The organism is Rhizobium sp. BE258, from assembly GCF_031457345.1.
In the GTDB taxonomy this organism is placed as follows: domain Bacteria; phylum Pseudomonadota; class Alphaproteobacteria; order Rhizobiales; family Rhizobiaceae; genus Rhizobium.
In genome coordinates, this window is record NZ_JAVDWL010000001.1 from 834,432 (window position 1) to 854,642 (window position 20,211).

Below are 20,211 nucleotides of genomic sequence, written 5' to 3' on the forward strand. Positions count from 1 at the left end.
ATGACCCGCTACATCATATCCCGCATAGGACAGGCGCTGCTCGTTCTCTGGGCCGCCTTCACGATCTCCTTCGTGCTGCTGCAGGCGATGCCCGGTGATGCCGTTCTTATCAAATTCCAGAATCCGGAATACGGCCTCAGTCCCGAACAGATCGCTGATATCCGCGCCGCCTATGCGGCCGACGGGAGCGTGGTCAGCCAATATCTGCACACAGCCGGAAAATTCCTGATCGGTGACTTCGGTTATTCGCTGCAGGCAGGCGTTGCCGTCAGTGCGCAGCTCTCTGCCAGCCTGCCGCCGACGATCCGGCTGGCCGGCTTCGGCTTCATCGTCGCGGCGCTGATCGCGGTGCTGCTGGCGATCCTGTCCAACATCCATGGCTTCGGAAGATTGCGTAATGTCGTCCAATCCGTGCCTTCGCTCTTCGTTTCGGTGCCGACCTTCTGGCTCGGCATCATGCTGATCCAGATATTCTCGTTCCGGCTGCGTCTGGTGCCCGTCATCAATCCCGGCCCCTGGGAGGGCCTGATTCTGCCGGTTCTGACTGTAGCCATTCCGATCTCGGCGCCGCTGGCGCAGATCCTGCTGCGCAACATCGATCACGTTCAGACGCGGCCCTTCGTTGCCGTCGCCCGAGCAAAGGGTGCCTCGCATGCATGGGTGCTGTGGCGGCATGTGGCGAAGAACGCATTCCTGCCGGTTCTGACGGTTGCCGGTGTTCTGTTCGGCGAGCTTCTGGCGGGCGCCGTGATCACCGAGACGGTCTTCGGCTTGAACGGGCTCGGCAGTCTTACCGAACAGGCGGTCAATTTTCAGGACGTCGCCGTCCTGCAGGCCATCGTCGTTCTCTCGGCGGCGGCGTTCGTCACCATCAATCTCGCGATCGATCTTCTTTATCCGATCATCGATCCGCGGCTCAAAACAAGGCCGGAGACCGCTCGATGACCAGCCTCGATGTCGCTGAACGCCATCTCGACCTGGAGACGGCAGAGACCAACGATTGGCTGCCGAGCCAAACCGCCGAAGATGCCACGCCGCGCCGAAGCAGCCGGAAGATCGATATCAGCCTTCTGCTGGCAGGCGCGGTGCTGGTCATCGTGCTTCTCTTCGCGGTCGCACCCCAGCTGTTCACCGCCTACGATCCGATCAAGGGTCTGCCAGGGCAGCAGCTGAAACCGCCGAGCGCCGCGCATCTGCTGGGAACCGATTCACTTGGCCGCGATCTTTATGCGCGCCTGGTGTACGGCGCGGTCCACTCTCTGTCGGGCGCGCTTGCAGCCGTCGGTATCGGGCTTTTCGCCGGTACAGCGCTCGGTGTTCTCGCAGGCTCGATCGGCGGGCGCACGGACACGGCCATCATGCGTCTTGCCGACGTTCTGCTGTCGATACCGGCGCTGCTGCTCTCCCTGAGCATCATTATTCTCTTGGGTTTCGGGACGATCAACGCGGCGATCGCCGTTGGTATCACTTCGGTCGCGAGCTTTGCCCGTATCGTGCGTTCCGAAGTCATCACTGTTCGCCGCAGCGAATATGTCGAAGCGGCCTTCGGCAGCGGCGGTACCTTCCTCAGCGTGCTGATCCGCCACGTGCTTCCCAACTCCCTGACCTCGGTCATCGCCTTTGCAGCACTGCAGGTCGGCTGGGCAATCCTGCAGCTCTCGACCCTTGGCTTCCTCGGTTACGGCGCACCGCCGCCGACGCCGGAATGGGGGCTGCTGATCGCCGAGGGCCGCAATTATATCGCAACCGCCTGGTGGCTGACGGCTGCCCCTGGCATCGCCGTGGTTCTGGTGGTGCTCTCCGTCAATCGCATCAGCCAGGCATTTGGAAGGATAGAGAGATGACGATACAGCCTGTCGACCTGCCGAAAGCAGCTGTCCCACCGTCTCCTGTTCTCGCCGTCTCCGGCCTGACTGTCAGCTACAGCGACAGGAACGGCGCGCGCACCGCTGTCCATGGCATCGATTTCCACGTCAACCCGGGAGAAGTCGTCGCGCTGGTGGGCGAATCCGGTTCGGGCAAAAGCTCGACGGCGCAGGCGATCATCGGGCTGCTGCCGGAAAACGGGAAACTTGAGAGCGGCAGCATCCGCCTGAACGATCAGGAGATCGCAGGCTGGCCGCAGCGGCGGCTGGACGGTATTCGCGGTTCGGTGATCAGCCTGATCCCTCAAGACCCCGGCAATTCGCTCAATCCGGTCAAGACGATCGGCAAGCAGGTGGCGGAAATTCTCGCCATTCATGGCGAAGCCTCCGGCCCTGTTGCCTATACGCAGGCGATCGCGCTTCTCGAACGCGTCGGGCTTAGCGAGCCGAAGCTGAGGGCGCAGCAATATCCACACGAACTTTCCGGTGGCATGAAGCAGCGGGTGCTGATCGCCATCGCCATCGCGTTGAAGCCGTCGCTCATCATCGCGGACGAGCCGACAAGCGCGCTTGATGTCACGGTACAGAAGCACATCCTCGACCTGATCGACGAGCTTCGCCGCGAGTATGGCACGGCAGTGCTTCTCGTTACCCACGATCTCGGTGTCGCCACCGATCGTTCCGACCGGCTGATCGTCCTCAAGCATGGCCGCATCCAGGAACAGGGCCGCACCCAGGATGTCATCGGCAATCCTCAGAATGCCTATACGCGCCAGCTGTTGTCGGATGCGCCGTCGCTGAATATCCGGCCGCGTCCGGCCACCGTGGCAAAGGAAACTCCCGCGACGGAAAGCGACGACATCATCGTCGTCGAAAACCTCGTCAAGGACTTCGGCCTTGGCGGCTATTCGCGCTTTTGCGCCGTCGACGATGTTTCCTTTCGCGTCCGGCGCGGGACGACGCATGCGCTGGTCGGCGAATCCGGTTCCGGCAAGACGACGAGCATCCGCATCGTCTCGGCATTCGAAAAGCCGAGCTCGGGCAGGGTCATCGTCGATGGGCTCGACCTTTCTACCTTGCGCGGGGAAACGCTGCGGCTGTTTCGCAGGAAGATTCAGCTCGTCTACCAGAACCCGTTCGGTTCGCTCGATCCGCGCCAGTCGATTGCCAGGATCGTCGAAGAGCCATTGCTGAATTTCGAGCCGGTTCCGCGCGCCGAGCGGACGGAGCGTGTCGCGGCGATCATCGAGAAAGTCGGCCTTCCGCCGGATGTCCTCGGCCGCCGCCCGCATGCCCTGTCGGGCGGGCAAAGACAGCGTGTCGCCATTGCCCGCGCGCTCATTCTGAACCCGCAGATCCTGGTGCTCGATGAGGCCGTGTCGGCGCTCGATGTCACCGTGCAGGCGCAGATTCTGGCGCTTCTCAGCAAACTGCAGCGCGAGCTCGGCCTGACCTATCTCTTCGTATCGCATGATCTGGCTGTCGTGCGGCAGATCGCCGATACCGTCTCGGTCTTGAGCGGCGGCAAGCTCGTGGACAGCGGCGCGGTCGGCGATGTCTTCGGCAACCCGGCGAGCGCCTATACCCGCGAACTCATCGAGGCGATCCCCGGAAAGAAGCACCGGCTGCCAGCAAAGCCATTTCCCCTGATCAGCACAGGAACACAGCAATGACGCCATCAACCGCACCGAAACGCCTGGGTTTCTTCAGCCGTATCCTCGATCAGGCCGATGCTGCGACCCGCTACCGGCTGGCCGCCGAGCAGGTCATTCATGCCGAGAAATTCGGGTTCGATACGGCATGGGTGGCACAGCACCATTTCAATGGAGATGAGGGCGGTCTTCCTGCGCCATTGATCTTTCTGGCGGAACTCTCCGCCCGAACCTCGCGCATCCGGCTTGGAACCGGTGTGATCACATTGCCGATGGAAAGTGCCGTCCGCGTCGCGGAGGACACGGCAGTGCTTGATATACTCTCGAACGGCCGCCTCGAAGTCGGCTTCGGTACTGGCGGAACTCCAGCTGCCTTCCTCCCCTTCGGGCTGGAAACGGGCGATCGCGCCGCCGTCTATGCGAAAAGCCTCGCAACGGTGCGAGATGCTTGGGCCGGGCGGGAGCTGACGGGCGGCAATCATCTTTATCCGGCAGCCCCGCATCTTCTCGAGCGCGTGTGGCAGGCAACGTTCTCGGTTGGCGGCGGAATCCGGGCCGGCCAGGATGGTGACGGATTGATGCTGTCGCGCACCCAGCCCCGGCCGGCAGAGGCGCCGGATGCAACGCTCTGGGAGCTGCAGAATCCGATCATCGACGCCTATCTTAAGGCGCTGCCGAAGGAACGGCAGCCGCGCATTCTCGGTTCGCGCAGCCTGTTCGTTGCCGACGATCGCAAGGAGGCTTTGCATCTGGCGGAAATCGGCCTGCAGCGCAGCGTCGAGCGCTTCATTGCCAGCGGTCATAAGATCGCAAGCACCAGGACAGAGGATCTCATCAGGGCCTTCGACGTGCATGTCGGTACGCCCGACGATGTGATCGCGTCGTTGAAGGCTGACACCGCGTTGGAACGCGTCACTGACCTCGTCTTCCAGGTCCATTCGGTCGATCCGCCACACGCCTACATCCTGCGCTCGCTGGAATTGATAGCCAGCGAGGTCGCTCCCGCGCTCGGCTGGGTTCGACGCGGACCCGCCGCCCACGAGCGGCGCCTCGCTACAGCATAATCACCGCCAGAAAAGGTATGAATCCATGAGTTCTTCCACACCCGATATCATTGATCTGCTAGCCGGTATCAAGCCGGGGTCTTTTCTCGACCGTCTCCGTGCCGAACGTCCGGAGACGCGGCTGAATGCGCAGAAAAGCTATCTCGCGCTCTTCGAGCCGGTGTCCGACGATCACGTAACGCGTGCCGAGCGGCTCGCGATCGCCGCATTCGTCAGCGGCCTGCACCGCTCCGGGACGGCGTCGGCCTTCTACGCCGGCGGTTTGTCCGAGCTGCAGGGCGGCGCGTCGCTCGCAGCTGCGATCCAGACGGAGATTGAAAAAGGCGCGGCAGATGGCCCTTACGGCCGCTATCCGGCCGGTCCGCTGTCGGCGGAAGATGCTCCAGGCCTGACCTATGCCGTCTCGGATTTCAGCCGCGCCGTGATCGGCGCCAAGCTGTCGGCGGCTCTCGAACACACGCATCTGCTGGTCTTCCGTCCGCGCGAAGCAAGCCCGGATGCGCTGCAGAAGCTGATTGATGCAGGCTGGACCACGACCGGTATCGTCACCCTGTCGCAGATCGTCGCGTTCCTGTCGTTTCAGATTCGCGTTGCTGCCGGCCTTTCCGCGCTCGGCGCGGCGGGCGAGGGCAGCGTCACGCGTGCGGCAGCGGAATAAGGAGAAACGTCATGACCGATACCGTCAATCATCCTGAGATCGACAATCGCCCCAACGCATTTACCCAATCCGAGATTGGCTGGACACCGTGGCTGACGCCGCTGGAAGAAAGCGAACTCACCGAGCGGCACTGGGCGGGTCTCGTCGATGCCTCGCGCTCCAAGTCTCCCTATTTCATGCTGCTGGCCCGCGATCCGGAAATTCTCGAAGCGAGGACGAAGACCGATAAGGATATCTTCTACAATACGCGCGCCGGCTTGCCGCGGGCCGATCGGGAGCTTTCGGCCGCCGCCGCATCCCGCAGCAACGGCTGCATCTTCTGCGCCTCGGTGCATTCGCGGTTCGCGTCCCATCATTCGAAACGCACGGCCGACGTTCAGCGACTGCTCGACGAAGGCGTCGAGGCCGAGCTCGGCAGCCGCCGCTGGAACGCCGTCGCCGAGGTTTCGGCGGCCTTGACGGCCACGCCTTCGCGCTTTGGCCCGGCGGAGATTGCCCGCCTGCGTGAAGAGGGCTTCGATGATCTGGAGATTGCCGACGCCATTCACGGCACCGCCTTTTTCAACTGGGCGAACCGCCTGATGCTGTCGCTCGGCGAGCCGACCCCGGCGGCTGCATAAACTGCGCCGGACCCGGCCGGGTAAGCCTGGCCGGGCTCTACCGCTCCATCTGGCACCAGGCGGCCAGCAGGGGCCGCGAGGTGCAGCGCATCGCCACGGTGTGTCCGGCCTCGTTGTAGAAGGCCGACCCCGGCGAAGCCTGCTGCCAGCCTTTTTCGTCGCAGAGGAATTCGCAGTCCGACAGCGCCAGGAAAACCCGGGCACGGTATTGGACATGATCGGGGAAGCGGCTGTAGGGCTCCATGATCGTCAGCCCGAGCGTGACATCGTCGCGCTCTTCGAGGCCCGCCGCTCCGGCGATGACGGCATGGGCGTGTGCCTTTTCGATATTCATGCTGGCGAAGGGACCGGTCGAGCTCGACGACCAATCGAGGCTCTTGGCCAGATCGTTGATCGCGGCGGCAACTTCCGCGAAAGCCCGGCCTTTCTGCGTCAGCTGGCGCAGGGCGAACTGCAGCTGCGGCCCAAGCCGCAGATGTGAGGCGGGCCGGCTGGAAACGGCGCCGGGATACTGCAGCTGATGAAAGATCTTGCCGGCAACGAATTTCTCCATCATCGGCGTATCGCCCGAAAGCATCAGATTGCCGATCGCACCGATGAGACGCTGAACCTCGACCGGCCTGCGGGAGCGGCTGACCGGGTAGGCGCCTTCGACCCGCGAACCACGATGCAGCAGGAGGTCGGCGTCCCGCCTCAGATTGGATTTCGACATGCGAGAAGTGTCCCCACGCGGCGCGGCTCTTTTCGGCCCGGTCCGTTCGCTCGGCTCAGATATTCGAACCCTTGCATCAACACGAATGCCGGCTATCGGTCAAGCGCGCGCTACGGCGATGGTCACTCGCCGAAGGCTACGCCGCCAGAGGCGTCCCTGGCGGCGTGTTTTTTCTCTAGGACACGACCTTGATGTGCCCCTTCATGTTGGGATGGAAGCGGCAGAAATATTCCACCGTGTCACCGGCGGTGACCAGGTGCGTCGCTTTCTGGCCGGCGGGGATGGTCACCTCCCAGCCGCCGTTGACGGTGGCGGTATGATCGAACGGATCCTTATTCTTCCATTCGATGGTCTCGCCGACTTTCGCCTCGGTGTCTGCAGGCGAGAAGCCGAGATTTTCGACCGTCACATGTATCTTGCCGTTATGGGCGCGCGCCAGCGATGCGCCGGCCGCAACGACTACTCCCGTCAGCAGGAAGCTTCTGCACTTCATCGGCACTGAGATCATTTCAGCTCCATGGCAACATGCTCGGCATGCTGCTCATGCCCCTGGAACAGCTTCAGCCCGGTTTCGAGCAGGCTTTTGAGGTCCTTGTTCTCTGCCGATGGGATAAGGACGGTTTCCAGCGCGCCGTTGACCTGCTTGTGATAGGCAACCTCGTTGTCGATGTAGGCCTTGTCGAAGGCGGCGCCGTCCAGCTTGCTGAGTTCGGTCTGCTTTTCCTTGGCGGCCTTTGCAAGCGCCTGGCTCGTCGGGTTGTCTTCAGGCGTGACCTTCAGCTTTTTGACGAGCGCGAGCGCCTTTTCGTTGACCGCTTCATGGTCCTTTTTCATCGATTGCGCGAATGCCTCGACGTCCTTGTTCTTGGTCTTCGAAAGGGCAAGCTTGGCGGCGTCCACGTCGATCGCGCCTGCCGTATAGGCGATATGGGCGATCTGCGGATCGGTCGGCTTGTCGGCTGCGAGCGATTGGCCGGCGGCGAGGAGAAGGCAGCTCGTAGCGATGGCGGAAATGAAGGTTTTAATCGGGATCTCCTTGGCGCGGCGGGATCGCCGGCGCCTGTTTCAACGTACGCAGCATTGGATGCCGCGCCGCCGGAGAGGTTCCCGTCAGTTCTTCAGCCCGAGTTTGGCGATCACGGCTTCGGTCAACCGCTCGCAGCGCCTGCCGGCGAAGGGGAAGGCGTCCATCAGGATCGGCCCGATCTGCTCTTCCAGCTGCTTGCGAATGAGTTTGCGGGCGCGGTGAAGCCGCGTCTTGACCGTTGCCGCGGGAATATCGAGCAGCGTGGCCGTCTCTCCGATATCCAGCCCCTCGATGACGCGGGCAACGAACACGATGCGAAAGTCCTCCGGAAGGGCATCGGTTGCCTGCTCTACGAGCTGAAGAAGCTGTCGCTGCGCCATGCCGCGCTCCGGGTCGATGGTGGATGATGAAGGGTGGAGCGCGATGATCTCGGCTTGCGGCTGGCCAGACGGAGGGATCGAGCGTTTGAGCCGCTTTTCGGCGCGCAACCGCATGAAGGCAGTATTCAGTGCGATACGCGAAAGCCAGGTCGAGAGCGACGCCGCGCCGTCGAAATCGGAAAGCTTTGAAAAGGCCTGGAGATAGGTGTCCTGCAGCGCTTCCTCTGCTTCCGCATTGCTGTGAAGAACCGCCCGGACAAGCCGGTAGAGCCGCTGATTGTGAAACCGGATGATCTTGCGGATCGCCTGCGCGTCGCCTGTGGACGCCCGGCGGACAAGTATTGCTTCGTCGGTGGCGAAGGATAGTCGCGGTGAATTCTCGAACGCCTGCATCTGGCTTCTCGTTGTGGAAGCTTATTTGATGCTGGGCCGCGTGCAAGGTTTCCGCGAGTGCCGATTTTACAAGGCGACGCCTCTGTCGCCTCATGGACCGGCTCCCAATCTCCGATTATCCAATCGCCGCGCGGGCCAGAAAGACTGCACCCTCGACCGGTGAGACGTCGAGCACATGCACAGCAAGCCGCGGATGCTGCTTGCCGAGTGCGCGCTTGAACGCGTCGAGCAGACGCGCCTGTTTAACGATCACGCTGCCCGCCACGACGACGTCATCGCCTGTCGCCCCCCGATTTTTGAGCTGGGCGACAAGCGCCGCAAGATAGCCGGCGCCCTCCGAGATGACGTTCACCGCCAGTTGCGATCCGCCGTCTGCGGCATCGAAAATGGCAGTGCAATGCGGTGCCCAGTTCTCGGCCGTCGGGTCGTCGTTGACCTTGCGGGTCAGCCGCTCGGCATCCTCGACGCCGAAATCGGCAATCAATGCCGAGAGCAATCCGTCATCTGGCTTGCCTTCGTCATTTGCTCTCAGCGCAGCCCGGGCTGCCTCGCGCACCAATGCGGCCGCACCACCTTCGTCGCCAATCACGCATCCCCATCCGCCCGCCGAAATCGGTTGCCCCGAGCCATCCGTTCCAACGGCGATGGCGCCGGTACCCGCTATGACGCCGATACCCTGACGGAGCCCGGCAGCAGGCACGATGAGTGCCGCATCGTTGACTGCTCGAACGCGATATCCCCGATCGAGCAACGCCGCTTCAAGATCCCGCCCGATCGAGGGATTGTTGATTCCCTGCGCACCGAAGGCAATGGAGGCGATCGAAAGACCAGCGGGCAGGGTGGCGCGCAGGCGCGAAGCCAGCCAATCGGCGCCGTGAGACGCGGGCTCCGCGTCCCAATCCTGACTGGAGATGACCGTGTCCAGAATACGCGCACCGGCCAGCGTTTCCACGACCAGATGCGTCTTCGTCCCACCGACATCAAGCGCCACAAGACATTCACTGCTATCCATCGTCAGGCTACCTTGGTGTCGTTGTGGTGGAAGACGAAGGCATCGGGATCGAGCCCGCGGGCAAGCGCGGTTTCAACCGCAATGGTCTGCATGATGACGGCCTCGAGGATTGGCCGCTGGGTGATGCTGACGCGCGGTAGCGGTATATAGGTCAGCCAATCGCTGGCTGCGGCTTGCACGGGGCCGGCAAGGATCGTGTGATGACCGGCTTTTGCCAGGGTCGATGCCAATTCCGCCTCCCGCTCGTCGCCAAAGAGAATATGCACGCCCTTGCCGGCCGATTCCATCGCGCCATGCAGATATTGCCTGGTCGACATGCCGGTCGAAGGGATGCGGGCGATCTCGCGTAGCAGCAGCGCGCCGACTTCAGCCGAACCGGCTGAAGGGGCAATCCCGGCGCAATCGACATATACCGCGTCCGTCATGCGTGCGAGAATCTCGCCGGTCTGCGTCTTGAGCTTCTGCTCGACGGTGCGGAAGGCAGTGGGGAGATCAGACCAGGACGTATCGATTGCGCCGCCATCCCAGGCCTCGGCGATCATGCCAAGAGCTGCGATCGTTGCCGTATAGCCAATCGTCGATGCGTAGCTGTCTGGGATTGCGCCGAGCGAAATATTGGCCGACGAGGCGGCCGCGACGGGGGAATCCTTGGCGTTGACCACCGATATGCGCAGGCTGCGCTCGATCGAGTTCAGCACGGCAAGCGTCTCGGTGCTCTTGCCGCTTTGCGAGACGGCGATCACCGGATGGCTGGATGCGGGGAAGGGGATCGGATATTCGCCGCCATTGAGGCGCCACGAATGCACACCGCGGGACCGCAAGGCCCAGACGGCAGCCGAACTCGCTGCAAAGCTTGCGCCGATACCCATGAAGATCGGGCCCGCGCCTTTCAGCGCGCTGGAAGCATTGCGAACTTCGCTGCCAATTGCAGCAATCGCGGTTTCCAGCGCATTGGCCTGGGAGGCGCGCGCGTCAGCCAGCGAAATATAACCTTTGACCATTGCGGTCTTCTCCTTGGTCCTGAAATGATGTGCGGCCGCGGCTTTGGCCAGCGCGTGCCGGATGGACGGACGGCGTCACCCGCCGGTCTTCGCAGTGCGTGAAAAAGATGTCCGCAGGCGGTAGCGGTCGCCTGCGTAGCGGATCGTCGATGCCATGACCGGCCGCCCGCTGCTGTCTTCGACAAGCTGGCGCATGGCGAGGATCGGCATGCCCTGCTCGATGCCGAGATGGCGGGCAAGCGTCTTGTCTGCGGCGTGCGCCTCGATCGTCGATTCGGCGCGCGCCAGGTCAAAGCCGGCACCGGTCAGCAGCTTGAAAAGCGAAGCCGTCTTGAAATCGACACCCGACATATCGAGCCCGCGGATCATCGGGAAGAACGACGTATCGACGGCAACCGGCACGCCATCCAGCCGACGTATGCGGTCGAGATGAAAGACCGGCGCGCCGGGCGCAATGCCGAGCTCTTCTGCCTCATCGAGGCTTGCGGGCGCCCCTTCGGCACGCAGCACGTCCGAGGATGGCGCGAGGCCGAGGCGGGCAGCGGTTTCGCTGAAGGATTCAAGCGTCTGGGGAAATTCCTGATGCGCTTCCGTTGCCACGTACCAGCCACGGCCGTGCGAAGACACCAGCACGCCGTCAGTCACCAGGCTCTGCAGCGCGCGGCGCAGCGTTACGCGACTGATCGATAGCCGGGTCAGCAAATCGCGTTCCGGCGGCAGACGGTTTCCCGACGCCAGCTTGCCGGCTGCAATCTCTTTCATGATCGCCTTTGCGGCCTGCTGCCACAGGGGCTCGGGAGAATCCGACTGCAAAGGTCCCGGCTGGCCTTCATTTCCGATCATCAGTTCACCGCTACCTTTTCCCACTGCCTGGTTTTCATGGACCGGTAGCATGCATCGATGATCCTGTTGACGATAACCCCGTCTTCGTAGGTTTCGGACGGAGCCTTGCCGGCTGCGAAGCAATCGACGAAATGGCGCATCTGCTGCGAGAAGCCATAGGCGCGCGTCTCTTCCGGTACGGGATACACCCAGCCGGTCTCGGCATCCGCCTTCTCGACAGTATAGCCGACAGGCTTGCCGACGAAGCCCCAGACGGGACCGACAGAACTGTCGGTGACGATGCGCCCCTCGGAGCCGACGAGCTCATGACGCAGCTGCATGCCGCCCTTTTCGATCCAGGAAGATTCGATGGTCGCCAGCTCGCCACCGGCAAATTTCAGAAGTGCGATCGCGGCATCCTCACCGGTCGTCTTGTCGCCATGCACCATCGTCGAACCCCAGGCCATCACCTCGGTCACGGGATTGTCCTTTCCGAAGAAATGCCGTGCTGATTCTACGGTGTGGCAGCCCATGTCAAGCAAAGCGCCCCCGCCCGCCGTCTCCGCATCCCAGAAGTGCGGCGCATGCGGACCCGAATGGGCCTCGCGAGCACGCATCGTCAGCAGCTTGCCGATGCCGCCGGCCTTCAGCATTTCGTAAGCCTTGGCTGTGTTCGGGGAGAAGACCGAACTCTCTGCATATCCGTGCCAGACGCCTGCCTCGGTTACCAGCTTGAGCATCTCTGCGGCCTCGGCTTCGGTGCGGGCAAGCGGCTTGGTGCAGACCACGGCCTTCTTGTGTTTTGCGGCAATTCTTGTCGCCTCGAGATGCACCTCGTTCGGGAGGGCGATGATGACAAGATCAACGGAAGGGTCGGCGCAAAGGGCATCCATCGTGGCATGGGTCTTGATCCGCCACTTGGCCGCAAATTCCTCGGCCCGCTTGCCGCTGCGAGAATAGCAGCTGCGCAACTCCGCATTGCGGACGTCAAGCAGTGCATCGGCATAGCATTCGCCAATGAAACCCGATCCCAGCAACCCGACGCCGATCATTTCCACCCCTCCAAGCTCTGTGGCAACAGTCCTTATTCCTTTCAATCGAATACCACATAAGACAAAAATGGGAAACAAAAAATATAACTTGTCACAACTGGTATTGAGAGGTATCGTCGCCTCAACAATCGCCGGACTGAGATTAAAAGAACCGGCATGGGAGCAGTTTTGAGTCACAAGAATGGGAGATTATGAAATGCTTTCAAAGCACGCATTGCTGAACGGTGCCGTTGTCTCACTGGTTGCGATGGTCGCTGCCGGCAGCGCTTTCGCCGAAGATGTCACCATCAAGCTCGGAAGCTGGCGGACCGAAGATATCGCAGTGTGGCAGGACAAGATCATTCCGGCCTTCGAAGCCAAGAATCCCGGCATCAAGGTGGAGTTCTCTCCGGTCAATACCAATGAGTATAATGCAGCGATGCAATCCCAAATTGAAGCTGGCGCGGGACCTGATCTCCTGACCTGCCGCCCCTTCGACGTCAATCGCGAGTGGATCAGCCGCAAGTATTTTGACTCCCTGGCGGACTTTGGCGCCATCAAGAATTTCGACGACACGTCGAAGGCCGCCTGGACCGACGCCAAAGGCACGCCCTATTGCTTGCCGATCGCCGCCGTGCTCGCTGGCTTCTATTACAATGTCGATATCTTCAAGGAGCTCGGGCTCGAAGTTCCGAAGACTGCTGACGAGTTCGTCAAGGTACTGCAAAAGATCAAGGATAGCGGCAAATACGAGCCGCTTGCCTATGGGTCGGCAGAATCCTGGCAGCTCGCCTATAACGGTCTTTACAACATCGGTCCGTCCTACTGGAACGGCGAAGAGGGCCGCCAGGGCCTGATCGACGGCACCAAGAAGCTCACGGATCCGGAATTCGTCGAGGCCTTCAAAGCCTTCGCAGCCTGGAAGCCGTTCCTGCCTAATGGGCAGGCAAGCCTGCAATATGCCGACATGACCCAGCTTTTCACCATCGGCCGCGCGGCAATCCTGCCGGACGGTTCCTGGGATATCAATCAGGTGACCTCAACGGGTCTCAACGTCGGTGTCTTCGGTCCGCCGGCTGCCAAGGAGGGCGGTCAGCGCTACCTGCAGGAAATGCCTGACATGGCGATCGGCATCAATGCCGCAAGCAGGAACAAGGATGCCGCAAAGACCTTCCTCACCTGGCTGGCATCTCCGGAATTCCAGGAACTTTACGTCAATGCCGCCCCAGGCTTCTTCGCCATGAGCAGCACGCCGGTAACCTATAACAACGCGCTGGCGCAGAAATTCGCCGACCTGAAGAAGGACGCCAAACTGACGCCGCGCCTGGCGCTGGACCGGCTGAGCGCCGGCAATCCGCCGCTCGACGACGAAATCTGGCGCGTGCTGCAGACGATGATGATCGGAGACGATGTCACCCCTGAAAAGGCGACTGCAGAACTCCAGGCCGGTCTTGCATCCTGGTACGCACCGCAGAAAAAGTAACAAGAGCGCCCCGCGCACCACACCGGTGCGCGAGGCTCCCGATGCCCGCCGGCATCAGCTGGCGACCAGACTACGGAGATACCGGGTGACACGTCCTGCGACGGCTCGCTGGAGCCTTTTCCTTTTTGTGCTGCCAGCGCTCGCAATCTATCTCGCTTTCGCCGTCCTGCCGCTCATCGCCTCGATCGTCATGAGCTTCTTCGATACGGATGGTCAGGCCGGGCGCGTCTTCGTCGGGCTGGAAAACTATTATTACCTCTTCACCCATCCGGTCACGAGCGCGCGTTTCTGGAACGCGCTGCTGAACAATTTCGAATATTTCATCATCCATCTGGTGGTCGAAGTGCCGATCGGCCTTTTGATGGCGGGTTTGCTCACCTCCGGTCTGCTGAACCGTTCCGAAGGCGTCTACCGCACGCTGCTCTTTATCCCCGCGACGCTCTCCGTCGTCATCGTCGGCTTCATCTGGCGCCTGATCATCAATCCGCTTTGGGGACTGGTCGGCTTTCCGCTACTCGGCAACGAACTGACGGCACTGCCGACGATCTCTCTGATGTCGGTCTGGCAATATGTCGGCATTCCGATGCTGTTCCTCTACAGCGCGCTGCTTGCTGTTCCGGAGGATGTCGTCGAGGCGGCGCGGATCGATGGTGCCGGAAACTGGCGAATCTTCTGGGCGATCAAGTTCCCGCTGATTGCGCCGCAATTCGGTCTGATCGTCATCCTCACCTATATCTGGACTTTCAACGGCTTTGATCTGGTCTTCGCGCTGAATGGCGCAGCACCAGGCCCGAACTACAGCACGGATATTCTCGGGACGCTGTTCTACCGCACCTTTTTCGGGTCCAGTGGCCAGGTGGCCGATCTGGATCTCGGAGCGACCGTCGCAACGGTGATCTTCGTCATCATTCTTCTCGTCACTGCCGCCTATTTCTGGCTGGTCCAGCGACGGCTGCAAGCGCACCAAGTCTGAGGAACAGCAGAGATGTCATCGTCAGCCAAACTCAGTGCCAGCTTCTACGGCTCCAGCCGCCAGCGCATGGTGCTCGATCGCATCGTCGTCCACGGATTGCTGATCTTCTTCGTGCTCCTGGCCCTCGGCCCGATCTTCATCGTCATCCTGAATTCCTTCAAGACGACACCGGCGATCTTTGGCGGCCCCTTCGATCTGCCGACCGTCAAGACTTTCAGCGTCGACGGCTATATCCGGGTCTTCACCCGCGGCAATTTTTTCTTGAACTACCGTAACAGCCTTGTCGTCACCGTCTCGACGATCGTACTGACGGTGGTTTTTTCGGCGCTGGCTGCCTACGGCCTGGTGGAATACCGCCTGAAGATCACGCCCGTGATCGCCGGGCTTTTCGTGGTCGGCATCATGCTGCCGATCCGCCTCGGCACCGTTCCGATCCTCGAGATCATGATCGCATGGCGGCTGGTCGATACGCTGACGGCACTGGTCCTGGTCTATACCGCAATGAGCGTGCCGATCGCGGTGACGCTGATGATGGCGTATTTCCGCACGGTGCCGACCGAGATAAAGGAAGCGGCACGCATGGACGGGGCAGGGGAATTCCGGACATTCCTGATCGTCCTGCCGGTGGTGAAGCCCGGCCTTGCAGCTGTTGCCACGCTGACGATGCTGCCCGTCTGGAACGACCTCTGGTTCCCGCTGATCCTGTCGCCCGGCCGCAGCAACCAGACAGTGACGCTTGGCGTCCAGCAGTTCGTCGGGCAATTTCTCAGCGACTATCCGGCACTGCTTGCTGCACTCACACTCGGGATTCTGCCTCTCGTCGTTCTCTACGTAGTGTTCTCACGACAATTCGTCCGTGGCCTGAGCCAAGGGGTCGGCAAGTGACGAGAAGAGCGGCGAGGATGCTGCCGCCCTTCTCCAGCTACTGAAGAGCGCGCTGAGCATCAGCCCGCAAGCTTGCCGCCATCGACGGCAAGCGAGTGGCCGGTCAGGAAAGAGGCCTGCGGCGACGCCAGGAAGACAATCGCCGCCGCCACTTCTTCCGAATGGCCGAGACGGCGCATCGGCACATATGACTTCAGGTAATCGAGACGGTCATCCGATCCGCCCGTCAAGCGGTCAAGGAAGCCGGTCTGGATAGGGCCGGGTGCCACGGCATTGACGCGAATGGCCGTGGTTGCGACCTCGAGGGCCGCCGATTTCGTCAGCCCTTCCACCGCGTGCTTGCTGGCGACATAGACGGATCCGTTCGGTGTTCCAACCTTGCCCAGCACAGAGGACACGTTGATGATGCTGCCGGTTCCCTGCTCCTTCATCACACGCAACTCATGCTTCATGCTGAGCAGGGTGCCCAGCACATTGGTGTCGAAGGTCGCCGCGTAAGTTTCGGCAGTCTGCGCCGTTACCGGCCCGAACGCACCTTCGGTGCCGGCATTGTTGACGGCGACGTCGAGACGGCCGAAGCGGGCCACTGTCTGGTCGATGAGCGACTCGACTTCTTGGTCATGGCGGACATCGGCACGAACAAATTCGGCCTCGGCGCCCATGGCGCGGAGTTGCTCGACAAGCTCGCGGCCCAGTTCGTCGCGGCGGCCGGAAACCACAAGGCGGGCGCCATCGCGGCCAAAAGCAATCGCCGTCGCGCGGCCTATACCGGTAAGCGCACCGGTGATCAAAACAACAGGAGCAGACATTGGAAAACCCTTTCAAGCCTCGGCGGAAATCGCGCAAGGTGAATAATATGTACGTACGTACATTTATGGGTGTCAACAAAAATGTACGATCGTACACTATGCTTCTGTGCGGAGATGGTCAGTGGAGCGGGCGCAGCACGATCGAGAAGAGCACCGTTTCAAGCCGTTCGATCGGCTCCGGGCTGCGCTGAGATTTGCTAAGCAGCACCGCTCCCTGATGCGAGGAGACGATGAACCCGGCGACCTGCCGGCAATCGATATCCGGGGCCACTTCTCCGGCCTTGACGGCCGCCTCGATGCAATAGGCGACTGCATCGGTGAGGCCAGCGACGATCTCGTTGACGCGCTGACGTATGGCATCGCCAGCCACGCCGGTTTCGGCAATGAAGTTGCCGAGCAGGCCCCCGAGAGGGCCGCCGCAGCTTCCCTTCGAACGGCTGCCGGCAATGTATTCCCGAAGCCGCATCAATGGCGGCTTCGCATCGTTGCGCAGCGTATCGAGCACGACATTCTGGCTGTTGGCGAAATAGAGCTCGACGATCTCGAGCCCGAACGCTTCCTTGGAAACGAAATGATTGGTGAAGGAGCCCAGGGGCACGCCAGCTGCGCTGACAATGCTGCGCACCGAGGCGGACGAGAAGCCGACCTCGTCGACGACCTTAAGGCCTTCCCTCAGAATTTTTTCGCGGTTCGACAGCTTCGCCATCGCTGCAATATGATGAGACCGGCGCAGCTCGTCAATGAGCGGCGGCAAGGGCTGCGCTGGGAGCCATTGGGTCTCGCGCCTCAATGACGGCAATGCGCCTTGGCCTAGGCTACCGCATGGAGCTCGGCGCAGGCATCGTCAATCCGCTCCGCCGTCGTCATCGGTGCTGAATTCGGAAGCGAGTTCGCTCCTGATAAAGTCGGCGAAGGTTCTCGCTTTGCTACTCGCCGTGCGTCCGCTCGGGAAGACCGCCCAGAGATCGATGGGCGGAAGATCCCAGTCCTGGAGGACGCGCCGGACCTTGCCGGAGGCCAGTTCGGGCGCGAACATCCATTCAGAGGCGACGGCCAGTCCCATTCCGGCAAAGACCGCTTCGCGAACACCCTCGGCTGCGGTCAACCGGATGCGCTCCTTGATGGTCACGGCGCTTTGAACCGGCCCCTGGCTGAAGTTCCAGACAGTGCCGCCGCTGCGCAGATCGTAGACGACGGCTTGATGTGCCCCCAGTTCCGCAGGAGAGGTGGGCTCACCGTGGCTTTCAAAATACTCCGGTGAGGCGACCACGACGCGCGGGCTCTGTCCGACCTTGCGGGCGGTCAGCGATGAATCCTGCAGATCTCCCATTCGCAGAGCGATGTCGATACCGGCTTCGACAAGATCGACGTTGCGATCGTCCATGAATACTTCGATATCGAGATCGGGGTGCATGGCCAGGAATTTTGGCAAGTGGGGAACCACGTGGAGCCGCATGAATGTCACCGCGCCGCTGATCCGCAGCCGGCCGTTGAGAGCGGCACCTGAGCCCCGCGCCTTGGCCTCGGCCTCGTCGGCCTCTTCGACAGCGCGCTTGGCGTGTTCATAAAAATTCTCGCCCGCCTCCGTGGGCATCAGGCCTTGCGTCGTCCGCAACAGCAGCCTGGTGCCGACGCGTTCTTCCAGTTGAGCGATCATTTTGGAAATTGCCGGCTGCCCGACACGCAACTGCCGCGCGGCACCGGTGAATGATCCGGTATCGACGACGCGCACAAAGGCGTCCATGGCAGCGAGCCGGTTCATGGGCCATTCCTCCTTGGAATGATGCATATGTCTCCATCGCGGCTTCCCCCGTCAAGTCCACGCGCGCAAATAATGCGCGGTGCTCGATGCGGCAGCATCCCCATCAATTCTCCAGAGTGGAAACCACGATGATCGAAGTCTATGCCTTTGCGACGCCCAACAGTGTTCGCGTGCCTATCGCCCTTGAAGAGCTCGGGCTTGCTTATGAGCTCAAGCCTATCAACGTCCGCAAGGGCGAGCAGAAACTGCCGGACTACCTGGCCATCAACCCCAATGGCAAGGTTCCTCTGTTGATCGATAGCGATGGCCCCGATGGGGAGCCCATCACCGTCAGTGAATCCGGGGCGATCCTCGTCTATCTTGCTGAAAAGACGGGAAGGCTGCTTCCGGGCGATGGCGCAGGCCGCGCCCGTGTCTTCGAACAGATTTTCTTTCATCTGACCGGAATTGGCCCAGCCTTTGGGCAACTCGGCTTCTTCAAGCGGCAAGCCGCCGAGCAGATCCCATTGGCGATCGCAAGGTTCCAGACAGAGGCTGAACGCGTCCTCGCCGTGCTCGAAGGCGTGCTTCACGAGCGCAAATTTGTTGCCGGAGACCAGTTCACGATCGCCGACATCGTGCATTTCGGATGGCTATGGCGCCGCGAATTTGCAGGCATTGACTTCGAGAGGACACCAAACATCGCGCGCTGGTACGGCGAGATTGATGCCCGTCCTGCGGTCAAACGCGCGATCGAGAAAGTCACGGCATTGGTTCCTGCGACATGATTGCTTCGAAAGCAGATCGGGCCGGTCTTTCCTAGTCAGGATCGTCCTTGACTGACGGTTTGCAATCAAAGAACACAAGGCGCGTGCCCGGCGACGGCGCGCGCCTTTTGGCGTATTGAGAGATCGTCCTGCGAAGGTGCAGAGAGTTCAGGCGCATTCCATTATGGAATAATCTATAGTCGAGTTTGGCGTCTACAACGCAGCTTTTGCTGAATTTATCTGATTGGCAGGCACCCGCCGGGTGCCATCCCGCGTGAAAGACTGAACAGTCGGCAAGCGCGGGTCCAGCAGATCATAATTCCATGAGCAAGAAGTTGGATGGCAAGGTTGCCGTTGTGACCGGCGGCAGCGCCGGCATCGGGCTGGGCATCGCAAAGCAGTTCGCTGCGGAAGGTGCACTTGTCTACATCACCGGCCGCCGTCAAAGCGAACTGGACAAGGCTGTCGCGGTGATTGGCCACGGCGCCATCGCGGTGCAAGCCGACGCGTCGAAGCTCGGCGATCTCGATAAGCTCTACGAGATCGTGAAGAAGAATAGCGGCCAGATCGACACTCTCGTCCTCAATGCCGGCTTCTACGAGTTCATGAAGTTCGGCGACATCACCGAAGAGCATTTCGACAAGACCTACAATACCAACGTGCGCGGTCTTCTCTTCGCTTTCCAGAAGGCCTTGCCGGTCTTGCGCGACGGTGCGTCCGTAATCCTGACGGGATCCATTGCGGCATCGAAGGGCATCCCGAACATGTCGGTCTATTCTTCGACCAAGGCGGCCATCCGCAGTCTCGTTCGCGGCTGGATCATCGACACGAAGGAGCGCGGTTTCCGCATCAACGTCTTGAGCCCGGGTCATACCGTGACGCCTGGTCTTTCGGGGTTGATCCCGGCCGAGGCTTACGAGGGAATCACCGCGACGATCCCGCTCGGTCGCATGGGCACGCCCGACGATATGGGCAAGACGGCCGTGTTCCTCGCATCCGACGACAGCGCGTTCATCACCGGCGTCCAACTCGACGTCGATGGCGGTGTCGCCCAGTACTAAGCATGATGCGGGCGGGCCAATGGTCCGCCCGCTTTTCTGGCGCTTCCGATCTATGAGGTCTCGGTTTTGAGGCGCTCACAAGCGGCGCAGTTGCCCGGCAACCTGCCTCGCTCGCAAGCCGATGCCATCCCCTGTGGAAAAGTTCATCGGAAAAAATCAAATAAAATCATTTGCATAATTTGCTTCTGGCTATGCGGTGGATTTCCGGCTGCGGTCAATTTCTCAACAGACATCATGGCGAACAGCTTCTGCCCT

Annotated in this window: 22 protein-coding genes; 11 read left to right on the forward strand and 11 right to left on the reverse strand. The window is 61.4% G+C overall.

Annotation, left to right across the window (positions count from 1 at the left end; translation table 11 throughout):
- From J2X43_RS03880 to J2X43_RS03905, 6 genes are read left to right on the forward strand one after another with little or no spacing between them, the layout of a single operon-like run.
- Nucleotides 1–945, forward strand: coding sequence for an ABC transporter permease (locus J2X43_RS03880; RefSeq protein WP_112388523.1), 945 nt, complete (start codon nucleotides 1–3; stop codon nucleotides 943–945).
- Nucleotides 942–1,844: an ABC transporter permease gene (locus J2X43_RS03885; RefSeq protein WP_112388522.1), complete on the forward strand. Its 903-nt coding sequence runs from the start codon at nucleotides 942–944 to the stop codon at nucleotides 1,842–1,844. The genes J2X43_RS03880 and J2X43_RS03885 overlap by 4 nt, the downstream gene beginning before the upstream one ends.
- The gene (locus tag J2X43_RS03890) at nucleotides 1,841–3,538 is read left to right on the forward strand and encodes an ABC transporter ATP-binding protein (RefSeq protein WP_112388521.1); all 1,698 of its coding nucleotides are present in this window, start codon (nucleotides 1,841–1,843) and stop codon (nucleotides 3,536–3,538) included. The genes J2X43_RS03885 and J2X43_RS03890 overlap by 4 nt, the downstream gene beginning before the upstream one ends.
- Complete coding sequence (locus J2X43_RS03895; RefSeq protein WP_112388520.1) at nucleotides 3,535–4,581, forward strand: putative FMN-dependent luciferase-like monooxygenase; 1,047 nt, start codon at nucleotides 3,535–3,537, stop codon at nucleotides 4,579–4,581. Before J2X43_RS03890 ends, J2X43_RS03895 begins: the two co-directional genes overlap by 4 nt.
- Before the next feature lie 25 nt (nucleotides 4,582–4,606).
- The gene (locus J2X43_RS03900) at nucleotides 4,607–5,239 is read left to right on the forward strand and encodes a CMD domain protein (RefSeq protein WP_112388519.1); all 633 of its coding nucleotides are present in this window, start codon (nucleotides 4,607–4,609) and stop codon (nucleotides 5,237–5,239) included.
- A gap of 11 nt (nucleotides 5,240–5,250) precedes the next feature.
- Nucleotides 5,251–5,859, forward strand: coding sequence for an alkylhydroperoxidase domain protein (locus J2X43_RS03905; protein ID WP_112388518.1), 609 nt, complete (start codon nucleotides 5,251–5,253; stop codon nucleotides 5,857–5,859).
- 37 nt (nucleotides 5,860–5,896) lie between these two features.
- Here the strand turns inward: J2X43_RS03905 and J2X43_RS03910 are convergent, their stop codons facing one another.
- The 8 genes from J2X43_RS03910 to J2X43_RS03945 all read right to left on the reverse strand — a co-directional run bounded on the left by J2X43_RS03910 (nucleotide 5,897) and on the right by J2X43_RS03945 (nucleotide 12,258).
- Complete coding sequence (locus J2X43_RS03910) at nucleotides 5,897–6,571, reverse strand: dimethylsulfonioproprionate lyase family protein (RefSeq protein WP_112388517.1); 675 nt, start codon at nucleotides 6,569–6,571, stop codon at nucleotides 5,897–5,899.
- A 175-nt stretch (nucleotides 6,572–6,746) separates the two neighbouring features.
- Entirely contained in the window at nucleotides 6,747–7,079 is a 333-nt protein-coding gene (locus J2X43_RS03915) for a cupredoxin domain-containing protein (RefSeq protein ID WP_310290963.1), read from the reverse strand.
- A complete protein-coding gene (locus tag J2X43_RS03920; RefSeq protein ID WP_112388516.1) occupies nucleotides 7,076–7,597 on the reverse strand; it encodes a DUF4142 domain-containing protein in 522 nt (173 codons plus the stop codon). The genes J2X43_RS03915 and J2X43_RS03920 overlap by 4 nt, the downstream gene beginning before the upstream one ends.
- A gap of 84 nt (nucleotides 7,598–7,681) precedes the next feature.
- Nucleotides 7,682–8,371 (reverse strand): RNA polymerase sigma factor, encoded by a 690-nt coding sequence (locus J2X43_RS03925; RefSeq protein WP_310290966.1) that lies wholly within the window; start codon nucleotides 8,369–8,371, stop codon nucleotides 7,682–7,684.
- Nucleotides 8,372–8,486: 115 nt separating this feature from the next.
- A complete protein-coding gene (locus J2X43_RS03930; RefSeq protein WP_112388514.1) occupies nucleotides 8,487–9,383 on the reverse strand; it encodes a BadF/BadG/BcrA/BcrD ATPase family protein in 897 nt (298 codons plus the stop codon).
- Nucleotides 9,384–9,385: 2 nt separating this feature from the next.
- Nucleotides 9,386–10,384, reverse strand: a complete 999-nt coding sequence (locus J2X43_RS03935) for an SIS domain-containing protein (RefSeq protein ID WP_112388513.1) — start codon at nucleotides 10,382–10,384, stop codon at nucleotides 9,386–9,388.
- A 75-nt stretch (nucleotides 10,385–10,459) separates the two neighbouring features.
- Nucleotides 10,460–11,227 (reverse strand): GntR family transcriptional regulator, encoded by a 768-nt coding sequence (locus J2X43_RS03940; RefSeq protein ID WP_112388512.1) that lies wholly within the window; start codon nucleotides 11,225–11,227, stop codon nucleotides 10,460–10,462.
- A complete protein-coding gene (locus tag J2X43_RS03945) occupies nucleotides 11,227–12,258 on the reverse strand; it encodes a Gfo/Idh/MocA family protein (protein WP_112388511.1) in 1,032 nt (343 codons plus the stop codon). The genes J2X43_RS03940 and J2X43_RS03945 overlap by 1 nt, the downstream gene beginning before the upstream one ends.
- A gap of 196 nt (nucleotides 12,259–12,454) precedes the next feature.
- Here J2X43_RS03945 and J2X43_RS03950 point away from each other — a divergent pair, with 196 nt between their 5' ends.
- From J2X43_RS03950 to J2X43_RS03960, 3 genes are all read left to right on the forward strand, one after another.
- Entirely contained in the window at nucleotides 12,455–13,720 is a 1,266-nt protein-coding gene (locus J2X43_RS03950; protein ID WP_162698695.1) for an ABC transporter substrate-binding protein, read from the forward strand.
- 85 nt (nucleotides 13,721–13,805) lie between these two features.
- Complete coding sequence (locus tag J2X43_RS03955; RefSeq protein ID WP_112388509.1) at nucleotides 13,806–14,693, forward strand: carbohydrate ABC transporter permease; 888 nt, start codon at nucleotides 13,806–13,808, stop codon at nucleotides 14,691–14,693.
- A 12-nt stretch (nucleotides 14,694–14,705) separates the two neighbouring features.
- Nucleotides 14,706–15,578, forward strand: a complete 873-nt coding sequence (locus J2X43_RS03960; RefSeq protein WP_310290981.1) for a carbohydrate ABC transporter permease — start codon at nucleotides 14,706–14,708, stop codon at nucleotides 15,576–15,578.
- A gap of 59 nt (nucleotides 15,579–15,637) precedes the next feature.
- Here J2X43_RS03960 and J2X43_RS03965 read toward each other — a convergent pair whose 3' ends face one another.
- The 3 genes from J2X43_RS03965 to J2X43_RS03975 form a co-directional block, all read right to left on the reverse strand.
- Nucleotides 15,638–16,387 (reverse strand): SDR family NAD(P)-dependent oxidoreductase, encoded by a 750-nt coding sequence (locus J2X43_RS03965; RefSeq protein WP_112388508.1) that lies wholly within the window; start codon nucleotides 16,385–16,387, stop codon nucleotides 15,638–15,640.
- A gap of 118 nt (nucleotides 16,388–16,505) precedes the next feature.
- Entirely contained in the window at nucleotides 16,506–17,141 is a 636-nt protein-coding gene (locus tag J2X43_RS03970; RefSeq protein ID WP_310290984.1) for a TetR family transcriptional regulator C-terminal domain-containing protein, read from the reverse strand.
- 90 nt (nucleotides 17,142–17,231) lie between these two features.
- A complete protein-coding gene (locus J2X43_RS03975; RefSeq protein ID WP_310290988.1) occupies nucleotides 17,232–18,131 on the reverse strand; it encodes a LysR family transcriptional regulator in 900 nt (299 codons plus the stop codon).
- Nucleotides 18,132–18,277: 146 nt separating this feature from the next.
- On the opposite strand from J2X43_RS03975, the gene J2X43_RS03980 reads away from it, so the two are divergent.
- Together J2X43_RS03980 and J2X43_RS03985 are read left to right on the forward strand one after the other, a co-directional pair.
- Nucleotides 18,278–18,916, forward strand: a complete 639-nt coding sequence (locus tag J2X43_RS03980) for a glutathione S-transferase family protein (protein WP_112388507.1) — start codon at nucleotides 18,278–18,280, stop codon at nucleotides 18,914–18,916.
- Between the two features lie 302 nt (nucleotides 18,917–19,218).
- Nucleotides 19,219–19,956 carry an SDR family oxidoreductase gene (locus J2X43_RS03985; protein ID WP_112388506.1) on the forward strand — a complete coding sequence of 246 codons (738 nt, stop codon included), beginning with the start codon at nucleotides 19,219–19,221 and terminating at the stop codon, nucleotides 19,954–19,956.
- The last annotated feature ends 255 nt before the right edge of the window (nucleotides 19,957–20,211 follow it).